An 11,511-nucleotide genomic window follows, 5' to 3' on the forward strand; every position below is an offset into this window, starting at 1 on the left:
CTCACTCTCCCGGCTGAACGGCCGCGCCGGCGGGCAGATCCGCCTCGGCTTCGCGCTCGCTCGTCCCCAACCGCGGCATGCGGATCGTCATCCAGACATTGTAGGAGCCGACGACCGCGCCGGCGAGGAAGCACAGGCCGCCGACAGTGCGCGCGATATAATAGGGATGCATCGCGACGAGGCTGTCAATGAAGGAATAGGCCAGCGTGCCGCTGTCATTGTAGGTCCGCCACATCAGCCCCTGGATGATGCCGGAATTCCACATGGAGAAGACGTATATGACGGTGCCAGCGAGCGCGAGCCAGAAATGGACCTCGACCAGCTTCGGCGAATACATGCGCTCCTGCTTCCACATCCACGGCACCAGCGCGTAGATCGAGCCGAATGTGATCATCGCCACCCAGCCGAGCGCGCCGGCATGGACATGGCCGACGGTCCAGTCCGTGTAATGCGAGAGCGAGTTTACGGCGCGGATCGCCATGAACGAACCCTCGAAGGTCGACAGCCCGTAGAAGACGGCCGCGACCATCATGAAGCGCAGCGTGGCGTCGTCGCGCACCTTGTGCCAGGCGCCGTTCAGGGTAGCGAGGGCGTTGCCGGCCGACGCCCAGGACGGCACCAGCAGCACCACGGAGAAGGTCATGCCGAGTGTCTGCACCCATTGCGGCAGTGCCGTGTAATGCAGGTGGTGCGAGCCCGCCCACATATACATGAAGGTGATGCCCCAGAAGCTGATGATGGAGAGACGGTAGGAGAAGATCGGCCGTCCGGCCCGCTTCGGCAGGTAGTAATACATCATGCCGAGGAAGCCCGCCGTCAGGAAGAAGGCGACCGCGTTGTGGCCGTACCACCACTGCGTCATCGCATCCTGCACGCCGGAGAACAGCGAATAGCTCTTGGCATGGCCGAACGAGACCGGCACTGCCAGGTTGTTGACGATGTGCAGCACCGCCACCACCAGGATGAAGGCCATGTAGTACCAGTTGGCGACGTAGATATGCGGCTCCTTCCGCCGCTGCAGCGTACGGATGTAGATCAGGAAATAGACGACCCAGACAATCACCAACCAGATGTCGGCATACCATTCCGGCTCGGCATATTCCTTGGACTGGGTCAGCCCCATCAGATAGCCGCTGGCCGCCAGCACGCAGAACAGATTGTAGCCGATCAGCACGAACCAAGGGCTGAACTGGTCGGGAAGACGCGCCCGCGAGGTACGCTGGAGCACATGAAAGGACGTGGCGATCAGCGCATTGCCGCCGAAGCCGAAGATGACGCCGCTCGTATGCACCGGACGGAGACGGCCGAAGCTCGCCCATGCCTGATCGACGAAAGTCAGTTCCGGCCATGCCAGCAGCGCCGCCACCCAGACGCCGACGAACATGCCGACGACCGCCCAGCCCATCGCCAGCACGATGCCGGCGCGGGTGGGATCGTCATAGTAGCGGGAAAGTCTGCTCTCGTCGGGTTCCGGCTCGTAATATCCCGCCATCACCGCGAAGGCGAGGGCGAGACTGAAGGCGAGCACGATGAAGCCGTGTATGCCCAGCGGATCGCCGCGGCCGCCTGCCGCCATGGTCAGGCCGATGATGGCCAGCACGAAGAGGGTGAGAAGGGAATACTGCCGTTCCGTGACCGTCAGCCCGGATATAATCTTGACCATATCTCTCGACCTCATGCCGCGTGCAGATCGATGTCCAGAAGAGATCTCAGCGCTCTTCTGTTGCGGGTGATGTCCGCCAGGGTATATTTGTCGAGCACCGCCAGATAGGCGTCCAGGGCCTCGCCGAAGATACCTTTCAGGCGACATGCCGGCGAAATGGCGCAATTGCCCGACTGCATGCATTCCACGAGCGAAAAGTCCTCCTTGGTCGAGCGGACCAGTGTTCCGATGTTGATGCTGTCGGGCGTTCTCGCTAGCCGGATGCCGCCCTTGCGGCCACGCGCGGTATCGATAAAGCCGAGCCTGCGCAGCATCAGCGCCACCTTGAGAAGATGGTTGCGCGAGAGCCCGTATGCCTCCGCGACATCGCTTACGGTGCAGCTGCGATCATGTCGCATCGCCACATAGATCAGCATTCTCAGCGCATAATCGGTGTGAAGCGTCATGCGCATCGGCTATGGTCTCTCCGGCATGGGTCGGATCGCATCGTCACCGGAGAAGCGGAAACCGCATTGCCGGGCTGCGGTACCGGTCGCTTGCGCCCGCGCTCGCCGATGGCTCTGGCCGCATGAAGTCGACCATGGCTTTCCACCTCTCTTAACTGGCATTCAGGATACCACTTATCAGACACTTGTCACCCTCCCTACGGTTCAAAGCGTCGCAGCGGCGCGCAAGCTCGCAGCACCGTCTTCCGCCGACAACCTGCTCGATCGAATGCTACATGGGCTCGGCCATCAGCAAACCGATTTCCGCGCCCACTTTCAGATCGTCTTCAGCGCCGAAGGAATGGCGGCGCACCCTGCCGGTGCGGTCGATGAGGACAAGGCTCGGCGTTCCGCGCATGCCATACGCCGCCATGGTGCTGGGTATCGGTCCATCGCCAGCCGGGCGGTCGACCGCGACCGGAAACGTCAGGCGATATTCGTGGATGAAAGCGGCGAGCGCCACCGGCGTCATCGCCTCGTGATGTTCGAAGACCGTGTGAATGCCGATGACTACCACCTCGCTCCCCGGGAAGATCGCCGCGATCCGCTGGGCTTGGGGAATGCCGGAGCGCACGCAGCCCGGGCACAGCATCTGGAAGGCATGCAGCAGGACGACCTTGCCGCGCAAAGCGCCAAGCGTCATTGGCTCGGGCGTGTTGAACCACTGCGTGACATCAAGTTCGGGAGCGGTATCGAGCGAACTCATAGTCAGGCGTCCTCCTGTTCGAGGCAGATTTGAGCGCCATCGGTTTCCGAAAGCGGCTCCTTAAGCAGCGTGCAAAAATGCGACCCCATACGTGACGGGTCATCATCACGCCGGAAATACCGGCAGGTCCGGCACAGGCCGAACGGCCTGCCGCCATTGCGGCGGATCGTGGAGCGCAAGGCGCGTTTCAGCATGGCGACGATGGAGGAAATCTCGTCGCCTGCCGCTCCGGCGACATCACGGGCAAGGCCCAGCAACGGATCTTCCGCGAGCGCTTCCAGTCCCTTCGCAGTCAGGCTCAGATCGATCGAGCGTCGGTCCCTGTCACTGGCCTGACGGGCAACGAAACCTTTCTGCTCCAGCGCGATCAGCGTCTGGGATACCGTCCCGCGAGTCGAACCCAGATAGGCTGCCAGGCCGGCCGGCGTCCGGGAAAAACGGTTGGCGCGCGCAAGGTAGCGCAGTGCTTCCCACTGCGCCGGGTTGAGACCGTGGATCGTCACGCCGCTACGCACCAGCCGTTCGATCCTGTCGATCAGCCGCGCTGCTTCCAGCGCTGACTCGGAAACTACCATGATAGCGACTCGCTATTGACTCGTTCGCTTCTTTCAGCATGATCCATATAGTAGCGACTCGCTATTATCAAGTTGCGGAGCACGATCATGCCTGGAACAAACATCCGAACCCTGCTTCTCTCGACGGGCTTTCTGGCGGCATCGGCCATGCTGGCTACGGCGCATGGCATCAAGGCGGAAAAGGATGTCTCGGTGGCACCGGCCTTCGACATCACCGGCGCCGAGGCGACCACGGACGGACGCCTCGCAACCTTCTCGATGGAAGTCGTCGGCGAGGCGGGCTCGCTCATCCCGGAAAAGACCGGCAAGCTGGAAGGGGCCAAGGTCGACGCCTATGTGTGGCCAACCAGGCTCGATCCTGCTGCCGCCGGATTTGAAGCGGGATCGGGAATCCTGGCGCTTGCCATCACGGCTCATCCGGACTTCGACGACACGCCGCTCTATGACGAGAACGGCGATGGCGATCCGGCCAATGACGGCGCCGGCTGGCATTCGCATTGGGTCGTGCTCGGCGAGGATGCTGCCTGCGCCGGCGGCCTCAAGGTCCGCGATGTCTCGCCCGGCCAGGATCTGCTGCCCGACACCGCACCCGGATTGCCGCTCGCGCTCGACAGTCCTGGCATGAGCCCGCTCATCAAGGGCAGCACGGTGCGTATCACCGTGCCGGTGGCAGACGCCGAGAACGTGAACTTCGACGCGGTGGCGGCGCATCTTCAGGTCAATGCGGAGGGCAAGGCGCCGCTGCTATGCGTGACCGGGACCTACAAGATCGCATCGGGCAACCTGTCGCTGCCAGGCGTTATCGTGAAAAAGGCGAACTGAAGCCCCGGGATTGGTCGGATAAAGGCAGACCGCATGACCGATTCGGCAAACAGCCTTCGCCATGCTATGGAAAAACTTGCTATGTCCGCGCCTGGCACCATCGCCGTCATTGCAAACCATGAAGGGCTGGACTCTCCGGCCCTCCTCGCCGCTGCGGCCACCGACTGGTCGATGGCGGGCGCGCGGGTTGTCGGATTGCTTGCGCGGAACACAAGCCCCAACGAGACATGCAGCGCTGGCTCCTTGCAGGACATCGCCTCGAACGGCGAATATTCGATTCGCCTCGATACGCCTCCCGCTCTCACGACCTGCCATCTCGACGTCGCGGGGATGGAGACGGCATGTGCGGGCCTGCTCGAACAGATTCCCTCGGCCGATGTCGTGGTCCTCAGCAAGTTCGGCAAGCTCGAGGCGATGCAACGCGGTCTTTGGGCGGCGTTCGCGGCTGCCGTAGCGGCGGAAAAGCCGCTGCTGACGACGGTCTCGCAGAAGCATGTCGCGGCCTTGAAAACCTTTGCGCCCACGGCCGTCTGGATCGATGCCCGCCTGCCCGCGATCGGAGAATGGTGGCGCGCAGTCGCGCCACGGCACGCGTGAAGATCCGGCCGTACCCTTATTCAGGTTCGACTGTGAGGCTGCCCTTCATGTTCGGATGGAAGCGGCAGTAGAAATCCACGGTCTCCGCCTTGTCGAGCGTTTGGGCAACCGTCTTCTTCGGTGGGATCATCACCTCCCACCCGCCCCTTACGGTCGCCGTGTGGGCCAGCGCGTCCTTGTTGACCCACTCGATCGTGTCGCCGGCCTTCGCTGTAATGACGGCCGGAGAGAACGTCAGCTTGTCGATGACGACCTGGATCGTCTCGGCCTGCGCCTGAGCGACGCCCATGGGCAGAACAAGCGCGAGCGAAAGCCACAGACGACGCTCGATTGGCATGACATTTCTCCTATTCCAGCTCGGCCGCCACGTGCTCGGCATGCGCCTGATGGCCCTGGAACAGCTTCAGGCCCGTCTCCAGCAGACCCTTGAGCTCGGCGTTTTCAGCCGACGGGATCAGCAATGTCTCCAGTGCGCCATTCACCTGCTTGTGATAGGCGACCTCGTTCTCGACATAGGCCTTGTCGAAGGCCGCGCCGTCGAGCGAGGCGAGTTCGGCGCGTTTATCGGACGCAGCCTGAGTCAACGCCTTGCTCGTGTCGTTGTCTTCAGGCGTGACGCCCAGCTTCTTGACGAGATCCAGCGCCTGGACGTTGACCGCCTCATGATCGCGGATCATGTCGTTGGCGAAGTCGACGACCGCGTTGGTTTTCGATTTCTCGACGGCCAGCTTCGCAGCCTCGATGTCGATGACGCCCGCCGTGTAGGCGATATGGGCGATTTGCGGGTCGGTCGGCTTGTCCTGGGCCAGGGCGGCGGACCCCGCGAGGCACAGGGCGGCCAGCGCCGCCAGTATCGATCTTGCAGGCATGAATATCTCCTCTCGCCGGTGCAGCAGCACCGCGTGTTTTCGGTTGGCACGGATTGGATGTCGTCCGGAAGGAAACGTTCCCGGAAAAATCACGCGTCGAAGCCGAGCCGCGCGAGAACCGCAGCGGTCAGCCGGTCGCAGCGTTGGCCCGCGAACGGAAAGGCGTCGAGCAGGACGGGGCCAATTTTCGCGTCGATTTCCTTGCGGACAAGGGCACGGGCGCGATGCAGCCGTGTCTTCACGGTCTGCGGCTGCACGCCGAACAGTTCCGCTGTCTCCTCCACGCTCATCCCTTCGATCACCCTTGCGATGAAGACGGTGCGGAAGGCTTCGGGAAGATTTTCGGTCGCCTGCTCCACCAGTCGTAGAATCTGACGTTGTGCCATGGCCCGCTCCGGATTGCCGCCCTCGACGTTCAGGGGAAACGGGATGATTTCCGCTTCAGCTGACGCAGCCATGGGCGCAAGGCCGTTCCCTTCGGCCCGCCGCTTTTTGCGCAACCGGCCGAGCGCCTCGTTCATGGTGATGCGCGACAGCCATGTCGAGAGCAGCGAGGCGCCTCGGAAAGCGTCAAGGTGCGAAAAGGCCAGCAGATAAGCTTCCTGCACGACGTCTTCGGCTTCTGCGTCGTCGCGGACGACGGCTCGGGCAATGCGATAGAGGCGCTGGTTGTTCCGTTTCATGATTGTCCGGAACGCATCCCTGTCGCGCGCGAGCGCCCGCGACACCAGATCCATGTCATCGGACCTTGTCTCCGGTGCAGGGATTCGGGCTTCCTTCAGGCGCATGGAGGTCTCCTTGTGGCCCATTGGATGACGCTTGCAGGAAAAGGTTCCCGGCCGCATCCTGATCGCGCATTTCAAAGGAGACAATATCGATCGTGATAACGGGAGCTCAGTGCCGCGCTGCGCGTGCCTTGGTCGAATGGACACGGGACGTGCTGGCGCGCAAGGCCGGTGTCGACGTAGCCGTCATCGAGGCGTTCGAGCGCAGGCTCGACGATCCGGGCATCGACGACCGGCGAAAGATCGAGCGTGCGCTTGAAGCCGGAGGTGCATCCTTCATTCCCGAGAATGGCGGAGGGATCGGCGTCCGGCTCAAATTCAGCCGCGCCGATGTCCGCAGGATCGCCACGCTCGAAGGCGAAGGCGGAGCCGTCGGTACGGACGACGTGCCTTGAGAACGCGGCGGGGTCGCGCACAAAGAATTCGCGCGGCCGAATCCGGCGCGGAGGTAGTGGCGTCCGGCCCGGCGCCGGACGTGACATGGGAGGACCTTTCCGAGGCGGAACAGGCGGCGCTGAAACGCATGAATCGTGGCCGCTATCCCGATCTGGACGAAGCCCTTGGCGAGCGGCTGACCCACCTCGGATTGGCAGTCCGAAGGCCCGAAGGAACAGGCATCAGCCGTAAGGGCCGTGCACTGGTCATCGACAGGCTGCTGGAGGGCCGACGGGAAGACCCGGATCGCTAGCGCTAGCGTCGGTCAGTGTTCCCTGACCACCTCCTTCAGGCCGCGCAGCGCTTCCTGGACATCGTCACGGGTCTCGGCGGATTCCGGGTAGACCGCGTATGCCGGATAGGTGAATTCCGGGGCGCCTTCCACCAGTTCCAGTTGTCCCGCATCGAGATGCGGCTTGACCACGCCCTTCCTGAAATAGCCCATGCCGCCGGCGCGCAGTATGTAGCTGAGACCGAGCGGCCCCAACCCCACAAGGAGGCCGGGCTCACCGAAAGCGGCCGGGCCAAACCCATGCTGCGCGGCGAATTGCGGTCCCCAGTCGACATGGACATAATCCGGCGGCCGGGACGCATCATCCCCACGAATGGTCCTGACGAGTACCAGTTGCTCTTCCTCAACCAGCTCCACCTTGAAGCCCGGTAGCATCTTCGGCGCGTAGAGAACCGCCACGTCCAGCACGCCCGTGCGCAGCTGTTCCAGCAACTGGTCAGGCACGCCGACATGGGCATGGATCGCGATCTTGGGCTGCTCCGCCTTCATCCAGACGAGCCAGTCGAGCAGCAGCGGATTCCACAGGCTGAGCTCGCCGCCCAGCGCCACGACACTGGTGCGTCCCGGCGGGATGGTCAGCTGTTGCCGCGCCCGCTCCCAGATCTGGACGAAGGATTGCGCGAAGCGCTCGAACTCACGGCCCGCCGGCGTCAGCGTGGCGCCGTTGCGCGTGCGCACGAACAGCCGGCGTCCGAGCCCTTCCTCGAGCGTGCGTATACGCGCGCTGACTGTGGTCTGCGTCACGTGAAGTCGGTCCGAGGCCTTCAGAAAGCTTCCCGTATGAACGATCTCCAGAAACGTGCGGGCGCGGTCGATATCCATGGCCACCACTTCAATGCAATATTTTTGCACTCATACAGCATTTAATTCCGTTTGCCTTCCGGTTTTCAGCCTCTCAGGATTGATGCCGACAGTCCGGAAACCCAGCGATGCCAGACGACATCGAGACAGCCGAATACGCTTCACCGCCCTGCTTCATGCATGAACTCCAGCCGGATTACCGGGTCGGGCCCCTGCGCACGGATGCCTGGAGCGACGTATCGAAGTGGCGAAGGGCCGAGCGCACACGCCTCCTCGAAGCGCGTCTCGCCCTCACGCCGGACGATCGCCAGGCGCGCTCGTCGCGCATAGCGAGCATGCTCGACCTGACCATCGGCAAGTTCAGCGGCCGCGTCGTCGGCACCTACTGGCCGTTCAAAGGGGAGCCTGATCTCCGCAACTGGGGAATCCGCGTCATAGAGCGCGGCGGACGCATCGCGTTGCCTGTCGTGATCCAGAAGGGATGGCCCCTCGAATACCGGATCTGGTCGCCGGGCGATCCGCTGGAGCGCGGCGTCTGGAATATCCTCGTGCCCTCGCGAGGCCCTGCCGTGCAGCCGGATGTCGTGATCGCGCCGGTCGTCGGCTTCGACGACGCGCACTATCGCCTCGGCTATGGCGGCGGCTTCTTCGACCGCACGCTGGCGATCATGCCGCGAAAGCCGCTGGCGATCGGCGTCGGCTATGCGGAGGCCCGGATACCGACGATCCATCCCCAAACCCATGACATTCCGATGGATGTGATCGTCACGGACTGATCGAAAAGACGCAGGCGCGGCCTGTTTCCCTATTGCGACGACGGACTCAAGACGCCGTCCTTTTCCGAAACCGCCAAGCCTGCCATGACAGAAAGGCAGGAGGCCATGTCGGACGCGACCGCGATAGAGGACCCGAGACCCGCATTTCTCACGCGCTGGCTGTTTTCGACCAACCACAAGGACATCGGGACGCTCTACCTGATCCTGTCCATGCTGTCGGGCATACTCGGCACGGGCCTGTCCGTCGCGCTGCGGATGGAGTTGCAGGAGCCCGGGCTGCAGTTCTTCGCGGATCCGAACCTCTTCAACGTCGTCGTCAGCTCGCACGGGCTGGTGATGATCTTCTTCGTCATCATGCCGGCGCTGATAGGCGGCTTCGGCAACTGGTTCGTGCCGATCATGATCGGCGCGCCGGACATGGCGTTTCCACGCATGAACAACGTCTCGTTCTGGCTGCTCGCGGCCTCGCTCGTCCTGTTCATCATGTCCATGTTCATGCCCGGCGCCTCCGGCGCGCCCGGACATGGCGGCGGCTGGACGCTCTATCCGCCCTATTCGACGGCAGGCCAGCCAGGACCGGCGGTCGATCTCGTCATCCTGTCGATCCACCTGTCCGGCGCATCCTCCATCCTCGGAGCCATCAACTTCATCACCACCATCTTCAACATGCGTGCGCCAGGCATGACCCTGCACAAGATGCCTCTCTTCGCCTGGTCGATGCTGGTGACAGCGTTCATGCTGCTGCTGGCCCTGCCGGTGCTTGCCGGCGCGATCACCATGCTGTTGACCGACCGCAATTTCGGCACGGCCTTCTTCGTGCCGGAGAACGGCGGCGACCCGATCCTCTACCAGCATCTGTTCTGGTTCTTCGGGCATCCCGAAGTCTACATCATGATCCTGCCGGGCTTCGGCATCATCAGCCACGTCATCTCGACCTTCGCGAAGAAGCCGATCTTCGGCTATCTCGGCATGGCGTACGCCATGGTGGCGATCGGCCTGATCGGTTTCGTGGTGTGGGCTCACCACATGTTCACCGTCGGGATGTCGGTCGATTCGCAGCGTTATTTCGCCTTCGCCTCGATGGTCATCGCCGTGCCCACCGGCATCAAGGTCTTCTCGTGGCTGGCGACGATGTGGGGCGGCTCGATCACCTTCAGGACGCCGATGCTTTGGGCGACCGGCTTCGTGCTGCTCTTCACAATTGGCGGCGTCACCGGCGTGGTTCTCGCCAATCCGGGCATCGACCGCGTGTTCCACGACACCTACTATGTCGTCGCGCATTTCCACTACGTGCTGTCGCTGGGCGCGGCCTTCGCCATCTTCGCCGCCTGGTATTACTGGTTCCCGAAGATGACCGGCTACATGATGAGCGAGACGCTCGGAAAACTGCATTTCTGGCTGACCTTCGTCGGCGTCAACCTCGTCTTCTTCCCGCAGCACTTCCTGGGTCTTGCCGGCATGCCGCGCCGCTACGCGGACTACCCGGACGCGTTCGCCGGCTGGAATTTCGTTTCCTCGGTCGGCTCCTATATCTCGGCGGCGGGACTTGTCGTCTTCTTCATCGCCGTCGCGGAAGCGTTCGCGCGCAAGCGCGAGGCGGCCGGCAATCCGTGGGGTGAAGGCGCCACGACGCTGGAATGGACACTGTCCTCGCCGCCACCCTACCACCAGTTCAGCTCGCTTCCACGGATTCGCTGACGGAGGCCGCGATGACCGAAGCCGACGCCGCTGCCAGCAGCCTTCCCGCGCTCGTCCTCCTGTCGTGCTGGTGGGCGCTCCTGTCGACACTGGATATATTCTTCGGACCGAACTGGCCCGGCGATGCTGCCCCGCACGCATCGCGGCCACGCAGGAAAGAGACGCCGCCCGCCGAGCCTGATCCGCGTTTTGCGGAGATTTGCAGGCTCGATCCACGCTTCGGCGTGACGGCGTTCCTCGCTGGCGCGCAAAAAGCATACGAGATAGTCCTCCAAGCCTATGCGCGGGACGACATCCACACGCTGCGCGAGCTCCTTTCGACGGAGGTTATGGAGATCTTCCAGGAGACCTGCGCGGATCGGCGCAAAAGGCGGGAAATACTGGAACTGACGCTGATCGGCATCGAGTCGGCCGAGATCGCTCACGTCCGGACGACTGTCGAGGCCTTGGAGATCACAGTGCTGTTCCGCAGCCAGATCGTCAAAGCCGAGCGTTCGGCGCCTGGTGATGTGATCCGCGGCGATCCCGTCGCGATCCAGTCGACAGCCGACCGCTGGACCTTCGCGCGTGCGCTGCCGCTCAAAAGTGACTCATGGGTAATCGTCGAGACCGACGGCGAGCAAGGCGAACTGGCGTGATCACTTTCCGTCTTCGATGAATTCCTTCAGCACGACGGCCTGATTGTGCGCCTCGTCCTTCGCACCGTAGAGAAGCGTCACCAGGCCCTTGCCGCCTCTGGTTCGCAGGGTAGCGATCTCCTCGCCCTTCTCATCGAGTTCAGCCCGGTAGCGGCGGCGGAATTCCGGCCATTTGTCCGGATCGTGCCCGAACCACCGGCGCAGTTCGGCGCTCGGCGCGATCTCCTTCAGCCAGAGGTCGACCTTGGCTTCCTCCTTCGTCAGCCCGCGCGGCCAGAGGCGGTCAACGAGAATCCGAAGGCCGTCCCCGGAAGCCGGCTTCTCGTAAACGCGCTTCAACTGGAGTTTCATGCCGGCCTCGTTCGCGCG

At 63.1% G+C, this 11,511-nt stretch carries 16 protein-coding genes; 7 read left to right on the forward strand and 9 right to left on the reverse strand.

Annotation, left to right across the window (positions count from 1 at the left end; translation table 11 throughout):
* Position 1: 1 nt before the first annotated feature.
* The 4 genes from ccoN to M9955_06035 all read right to left on the reverse strand — a co-directional run bounded on the left by ccoN (position 2) and on the right by M9955_06035 (position 3,429).
* On the reverse strand, positions 2–1,663 hold the full coding sequence (gene ccoN / locus M9955_06020; GenBank protein ID MCO5081202.1) for a cytochrome-c oxidase, cbb3-type subunit I: 1,662 nt from the start codon (positions 1,661–1,663) through the stop codon (positions 2–4).
* 11 nt (positions 1,664–1,674) lie between these two features.
* Positions 1,675–2,115, reverse strand: coding sequence for an Rrf2 family transcriptional regulator (locus M9955_06025; protein MCO5081203.1), 441 nt, complete (start codon positions 2,113–2,115; stop codon positions 1,675–1,677).
* A 265-nt stretch (positions 2,116–2,380) separates the two neighbouring features.
* Complete coding sequence (locus M9955_06030; protein ID MCO5081204.1) at positions 2,381–2,854, reverse strand: redoxin family protein; 474 nt, start codon at positions 2,852–2,854, stop codon at positions 2,381–2,383.
* A 2-nt stretch (positions 2,855–2,856) separates the two neighbouring features.
* Positions 2,857–3,429: a MarR family transcriptional regulator gene (locus M9955_06035; GenBank protein ID MCO5081205.1), complete on the reverse strand. Its 573-nt coding sequence runs from the start codon at positions 3,427–3,429 to the stop codon at positions 2,857–2,859.
* Between the two features lie 87 nt (positions 3,430–3,516).
* Between M9955_06035 and M9955_06040 the strand changes: the two genes are divergently transcribed.
* Both M9955_06040 and M9955_06045 read left to right on the forward strand, forming a co-directional pair.
* Complete coding sequence (locus tag M9955_06040; GenBank protein MCO5081206.1) at positions 3,517–4,251, forward strand: hypothetical protein; 735 nt, start codon at positions 3,517–3,519, stop codon at positions 4,249–4,251.
* Positions 4,252–4,332: 81 nt separating this feature from the next.
* Positions 4,333–4,848: a DUF2478 domain-containing protein gene (locus tag M9955_06045; protein ID MCO5081207.1), complete on the forward strand. Its 516-nt coding sequence runs from the start codon at positions 4,333–4,335 to the stop codon at positions 4,846–4,848.
* Positions 4,849–4,864: 16 nt separating this feature from the next.
* Here the strand turns inward: M9955_06045 and M9955_06050 are convergent, their stop codons facing one another.
* From M9955_06050 to M9955_06060, 3 genes are all read right to left on the reverse strand, one after another.
* A complete protein-coding gene (locus M9955_06050) occupies positions 4,865–5,185 on the reverse strand; it encodes a cupredoxin family copper-binding protein (protein MCO5081208.1) in 321 nt (106 codons plus the stop codon).
* A 10-nt stretch (positions 5,186–5,195) separates the two neighbouring features.
* Positions 5,196–5,717, reverse strand: coding sequence for a DUF4142 domain-containing protein (locus tag M9955_06055; protein ID MCO5081209.1), 522 nt, complete (start codon positions 5,715–5,717; stop codon positions 5,196–5,198).
* Positions 5,718–5,806: 89 nt separating this feature from the next.
* A complete protein-coding gene (locus M9955_06060) occupies positions 5,807–6,505 on the reverse strand; it encodes an RNA polymerase sigma factor (GenBank protein MCO5081210.1) in 699 nt (232 codons plus the stop codon).
* Between the two features lie 92 nt (positions 6,506–6,597).
* On the opposite strand from M9955_06060, the gene M9955_06065 reads away from it, so the two are divergent.
* Together M9955_06065 and M9955_06070 are read left to right on the forward strand one after the other, a co-directional pair.
* Positions 6,598–6,897 (forward strand): XRE family transcriptional regulator, encoded by a 300-nt coding sequence (locus M9955_06065; GenBank protein MCO5081211.1) that lies wholly within the window; start codon positions 6,598–6,600, stop codon positions 6,895–6,897.
* A 56-nt stretch (positions 6,898–6,953) separates the two neighbouring features.
* Positions 6,954–7,190 carry a hypothetical protein gene (locus M9955_06070; GenBank protein ID MCO5081212.1) on the forward strand — a complete coding sequence of 79 codons (237 nt, stop codon included), beginning with the start codon at positions 6,954–6,956 and terminating at the stop codon, positions 7,188–7,190.
* A gap of 12 nt (positions 7,191–7,202) precedes the next feature.
* On the opposite strand, the gene M9955_06075 is transcribed toward M9955_06070, so the two are convergent.
* On the reverse strand, positions 7,203–8,051 hold the full coding sequence (locus M9955_06075; GenBank protein MCO5081213.1) for a LysR family transcriptional regulator: 849 nt from the start codon (positions 8,049–8,051) through the stop codon (positions 7,203–7,205).
* 107 nt (positions 8,052–8,158) lie between these two features.
* Here M9955_06075 and M9955_06080 point away from each other — a divergent pair, with 107 nt between their 5' ends.
* The 3 genes from M9955_06080 to M9955_06090 all read left to right on the forward strand — a co-directional run bounded on the left by M9955_06080 (position 8,159) and on the right by M9955_06090 (position 11,142).
* On the forward strand, positions 8,159–8,806 hold the full coding sequence (locus M9955_06080; GenBank protein ID MCO5081214.1) for a 5-formyltetrahydrofolate cyclo-ligase: 648 nt from the start codon (positions 8,159–8,161) through the stop codon (positions 8,804–8,806).
* A 105-nt stretch (positions 8,807–8,911) separates the two neighbouring features.
* Positions 8,912–10,504: a cytochrome c oxidase subunit I gene (ctaD, locus tag M9955_06085; GenBank protein ID MCO5081215.1), complete on the forward strand. Its 1,593-nt coding sequence runs from the start codon at positions 8,912–8,914 to the stop codon at positions 10,502–10,504.
* An 11-nt stretch (positions 10,505–10,515) separates the two neighbouring features.
* Positions 10,516–11,142 carry a Tim44/TimA family putative adaptor protein gene (locus M9955_06090; protein MCO5081216.1) on the forward strand — a complete coding sequence of 209 codons (627 nt, stop codon included), beginning with the start codon at positions 10,516–10,518 and terminating at the stop codon, positions 11,140–11,142.
* Here M9955_06090 and M9955_06095 read toward each other — a convergent pair whose 3' ends face one another.
* Positions 11,143–11,493, reverse strand: a complete 351-nt coding sequence (locus M9955_06095) for a DUF488 domain-containing protein (GenBank protein MCO5081217.1) — start codon at positions 11,491–11,493, stop codon at positions 11,143–11,145.
* Positions 11,494–11,511: the final 18 nt, after the last annotated feature.

This window comes from Rhizobiaceae bacterium (assembly GCA_023953845.1).
In the GTDB taxonomy this organism is placed as follows: domain Bacteria; phylum Pseudomonadota; class Alphaproteobacteria; order Rhizobiales; family Rhizobiaceae; genus Arvimicrobium.

What these genes read in the sequence shown, in the direction of transcription:
- M9955_06060 (MCO5081210.1), bottom strand. Translation starts at nt 6,505, where the DNA reads ATGCGCCTGAAGGAAGCCCGAATCCCTGCACCGGAGACAAGGTCCGAT.
- M9955_06080 (MCO5081214.1), top strand. Translation starts at nt 8,159, where the DNA reads ATGCCAGACGACATCGAGACAGCCGAATACGCTTCACCGCCCTGCTTC.
- M9955_06025 (MCO5081203.1), bottom strand. Translation starts at nt 2,115, where the DNA reads ATGCGCATGACGCTTCACACCGATTATGCGCTGAGAATGCTGATCTAT.
- ccoN (MCO5081202.1), bottom strand. Translation starts at nt 1,663, where the DNA reads ATGGTCAAGATTATATCCGGGCTGACGGTCACGGAACGGCAGTATTCC.
- M9955_06090 (MCO5081216.1), top strand. Translation starts at nt 10,516, where the DNA reads ATGACCGAAGCCGACGCCGCTGCCAGCAGCCTTCCCGCGCTCGTCCTC.
- M9955_06095 (MCO5081217.1), bottom strand. Translation starts at nt 11,493, where the DNA reads ATGAAACTCCAGTTGAAGCGCGTTTACGAGAAGCCGGCTTCCGGGGAC.
- M9955_06050 (MCO5081208.1), bottom strand. Translation starts at nt 5,185, where the DNA reads ATGCCAATCGAGCGTCGTCTGTGGCTTTCGCTCGCGCTTGTTCTGCCC.
- M9955_06035 (MCO5081205.1), bottom strand. Translation starts at nt 3,429, where the DNA reads ATGGTAGTTTCCGAGTCAGCGCTGGAAGCAGCGCGGCTGATCGACAGG.
- M9955_06045 (MCO5081207.1), top strand. Translation starts at nt 4,333, where the DNA reads ATGTCCGCGCCTGGCACCATCGCCGTCATTGCAAACCATGAAGGGCTG.
- M9955_06030 (MCO5081204.1), bottom strand. Translation starts at nt 2,854, where the DNA reads ATGAGTTCGCTCGATACCGCTCCCGAACTTGATGTCACGCAGTGGTTC.
- M9955_06075 (MCO5081213.1), bottom strand. Translation starts at nt 8,051, where the DNA reads ATGGATATCGACCGCGCCCGCACGTTTCTGGAGATCGTTCATACGGGA.
- M9955_06055 (MCO5081209.1), bottom strand. Translation starts at nt 5,717, where the DNA reads ATGCCTGCAAGATCGATACTGGCGGCGCTGGCCGCCCTGTGCCTCGCG.
- ctaD (MCO5081215.1), top strand. Translation starts at nt 8,912, where the DNA reads ATGTCGGACGCGACCGCGATAGAGGACCCGAGACCCGCATTTCTCACG.
- M9955_06040 (MCO5081206.1), top strand. Translation starts at nt 3,517, where the DNA reads ATGCCTGGAACAAACATCCGAACCCTGCTTCTCTCGACGGGCTTTCTG.